3 protein-coding genes are annotated in these 3,283 nt (G+C 39.8%); 1 reads left to right on the forward strand and 2 read right to left on the reverse strand.

The annotated features are described in order from the left end of the window. Both C1642_RS19715 and C1642_RS15595 read right to left on the reverse strand, forming a co-directional pair. A partial coding sequence (locus C1642_RS19715; RefSeq protein WP_228153936.1) for an alpha/beta hydrolase occupies nucleotides 1-638 on the reverse strand: 638 nt, incomplete at its 3' end. Between the two features lie 2 nt (nucleotides 639-640). After that, nucleotides 641-1,201, reverse strand: coding sequence for a PadR family transcriptional regulator (locus tag C1642_RS15595; protein WP_000056571.1), 561 nt, complete (start codon nucleotides 1,199-1,201; stop codon nucleotides 641-643). Between the two features lie 135 nt (nucleotides 1,202-1,336). Between C1642_RS15595 and C1642_RS15600 the strand changes: the two genes are divergently transcribed. Next, on the forward strand, nucleotides 1,337-3,283 hold a 1,947-nt coding region (locus tag C1642_RS15600), incomplete at its 3' end, for an NADPH-dependent 2,4-dienoyl-CoA reductase (RefSeq protein WP_103236556.1).

The raw sequence follows: 3,283 nt of genomic DNA on the forward strand, positions 1-3,283 counted from the left end.
ATCGGAAGAAGATATTTTTGTAAAAATGGTTGTTTTAACGCAGTTTTAAAAACAAAAGGACTAAACGGATTGCTACTTTGCAATTCAATAAAATCTACCCACAAACGCACCAACTTTTGACGGTCCGGAAGTGATAATTCATACAGATATTTAGCATTTTTGTGAGTTGATAATAACTGATAAATATCATTGAGTAATTGTTTAAATTGGGCATGTAATGGCCCAAATAACCCATATTGCCAGGTAGCATCTACTGAAATTTTAGGCGTTTGATCGATATGTAAATAGGCCTTTAACTGCTGAGCGAGATGAGCATGTTTCATGCCATGCATTGCAGTGGTGGCTCCCATTGAGTAGCCCATTAAAATAAATTTATCTAATTTTAATTGCTCAATTAAGTGAGCAACATCTTGCCAGTGGCTTGATATGGCATCTTGCTCGGGAATTGCACAATTTTTTGAACCGCCAAAGCCCCGCCAGTCGGGAATAATAAACTCGTATTCTTTACGATTTGCATAGATAAAAGGTAGCCATTGCCAACTTTGCATACCTAAGCCAGATAAAACCAAAACCGGTTCACCACGACCAACACGGCGTACAAATAAACTTTCCTGATCGGGCATGGCGTAATAAGGCATGATTATTCTCCAGATACATTATCTTGAGCAAAGAGTTTTAATTGCGGGATGACTTGTTCCAACCATTTGATCCACTCAGTTTCCATAGTAATGCCGAGTTCTAAGATCATTTTATGAATATATAACACTCGATTATTCAAATCATCGCTATCTTTAAAATCTTTATCGTAAATAGTTTGGTAAAGCTTAAGCTTTTCTTGATGTAGACCAAGATGTCGTAACAGTTCGGGTAATATTTGATTATTGCCCAATTGCGCCTCAGCGCGCAATCTTACCATTAGGTCATCTCTAAGCTGTGCCGGTTCGCTTTGCTGCGTCATCCATGAAGCGAGTTCAATACGGCCAAGCTGTTCGACTTGATAAGTTTTTTTTCGGCCACTATCCATCTCATTTTCTAAAGTGGAAACCCAGCCTTTTTTAAGCATGTTATTGAGTTCACGATAAATTTGCTGATGTGTGGCATTCCAGAAAAAGCCCATAGATCGGTCAAAACGGCGGGCGAGTTCAAAGCCCGTGCTTGGCCGTTCTAGTAAACTGGTCAATAAAACATGAGGAAGTGACATGGCAATCCGTTTGTAAGCAAAAGTAAAGTGTGACTCATTAGATTATGCAACATGTTGCATAAAAGTCAAAATTTGATTATAAATTTGTGCAACAAGTTGCATTAAGCAAGCAGATTAGCAAGCCAAGGAGTTGTTATGTCGTTATATCCACATTTATTAAAACCATTAGATTTAGGTTTTACGACATTAAAAAATCGCGTATTGATGGGGTCTATGCATGTTGGTCTAGAAGAAGCGCCTGGTGGTTATGAGCGTATGGCAGCTTTTTATGCAGAACGTGCTAAAGGTGATGTTGGGCTCATTGTTACTGGCGGTATTGCACCCAATCAGGCAGGTTTAACCTTTGCTCATGCTTCTAAGTTAGATAGCACAGAAGAAGCTGAAAAACATAAAGTCATTACCGAAGCTGTACATGCTGCTGGCGGGAAGATTGCATTACAAATATTACATACGGGCCGATATTCTTATCAGCCAGAGATTGTTGCGCCTTCGGCAATTCAGGCACCTATTAATCCCATTAAGCCTAAAGCAATGACTTCTGCTGAGGTTCAACAAACGATTGATGATTTTGCAAACTGTGCGAAGCTTGCTCAATACGCTGGATATGACGGCGTTGAGATTATGGGTTCAGAAGGTTATTTAATTAATGAGTTTATTGCAGCCAGAACAAACCATCGTGATGATGAATGGGGGGGTAGCTATGAAAACCGTATTCGTTTTCCTGTTGAGATTGTAAAACGTACACGTGAAATAGTGGGTGAAAACTTTATTATTATTTACCGTTTATCAATGCTTGATTTAGTTGAAGGCGGTTCTACTTTAGAAGAAGTGATTCAACTTGCTAAAGCGATTGAAAAAGCTGGGGCTACGATCATTAATACGGGTATTGGCTGGCATGAAGCTCGTATTCCAACAATTGCCACCAAAGTTCCAAGAGCTGCATTTACTTGGGTCACTGAAAAATTAAAAGGTGAAGTTTCAGTCCCATTAATTACATCGAATCGTATTAATACACCAGAAATGGCTGAACATGTATTAGCGTCGGGTCATGCGGATATGGTTTCAATGGCACGTCCGATGCTTGCAGATCCTGATTTTGTTTTAAAAGCAAGTGAAGGCCGTAGTGATGAAATTAATACGTGTATTGGCTGTAACCAAGCTTGTCTCGACCACATTTTCTCTATGAAAATTGCAACATGTTTGGTTAATCCTCGAGCATGTTATGAAACAGAACTAATCTTTAAAGAAGCACATAATCAGAAAAATATTGCCGTCATTGGGGCCGGGCCAGCAGGTTTAAGTTTTGCTGTATATGCGGCAGATCGTGGACACCAAGTTAAAATCTTTGAAGCAAGTCATCAAATTGGTGGTCAGTTTAATATCGCTAAAACTGTGCCAGGCAAAGAAGAGTTCTACGAAACATTGCGTTATTTCAATCGTCAAATTGAATTACGCCCGAACATTGAACTTGTATTAAACCATCCAGCCACTTATGAAGAGTTAAGCCAATCAGACTTTGATGAAATCGTAGTTGCAACTGGTGTAACGCCTCGTCAATTGCAATTTGAAGGTATTGATCATCCAAAAGTGTTGAGCTACTTACAGGTGCTTAAAGAGCGTGTAGCAGTAGGTCAGCGTGTTGCCATTATTGGTGCGGGTGGTATTGGTTTTGATACGGCTGAGTACCTAACCCATGAAGGTGAAAGTGGCAGTTTAAATCCAGAAAAATTTTATGAAGAGTGGGGTATTGATACTCACTATGAACATGTCGGAGGTTTAAAGCAGCCAAAAGTTGAAGCTTCTGAACGAGAAATCTATTTGTTGCAGCGTAAAGCTTCCTCAGTAGGCGCAGGGCTGGGTAAAACGACTGGTTGGATTCACCGTACCGGGCTTAAGAACAGAAACGTGAAAATGTTAGCAGGTGTGCAATACGACAAAGTAGATGATCAAGGGCTTCATATTACTGTTGATGGCAAACCAACGGTACTTGAGGTTGATAATGTTGTGATTTGCGCGGGCCAAGAATCATTTACTGCGATGTATGACCAATTAAAAGCAGATGGTAAGAATGTTCATTTGATT

Source organism: Acinetobacter sp. AKBS16, assembly GCF_002899995.1.
Lineage (GTDB): Bacteria > Pseudomonadota > Gammaproteobacteria > Pseudomonadales > Moraxellaceae > Acinetobacter > Acinetobacter baumannii.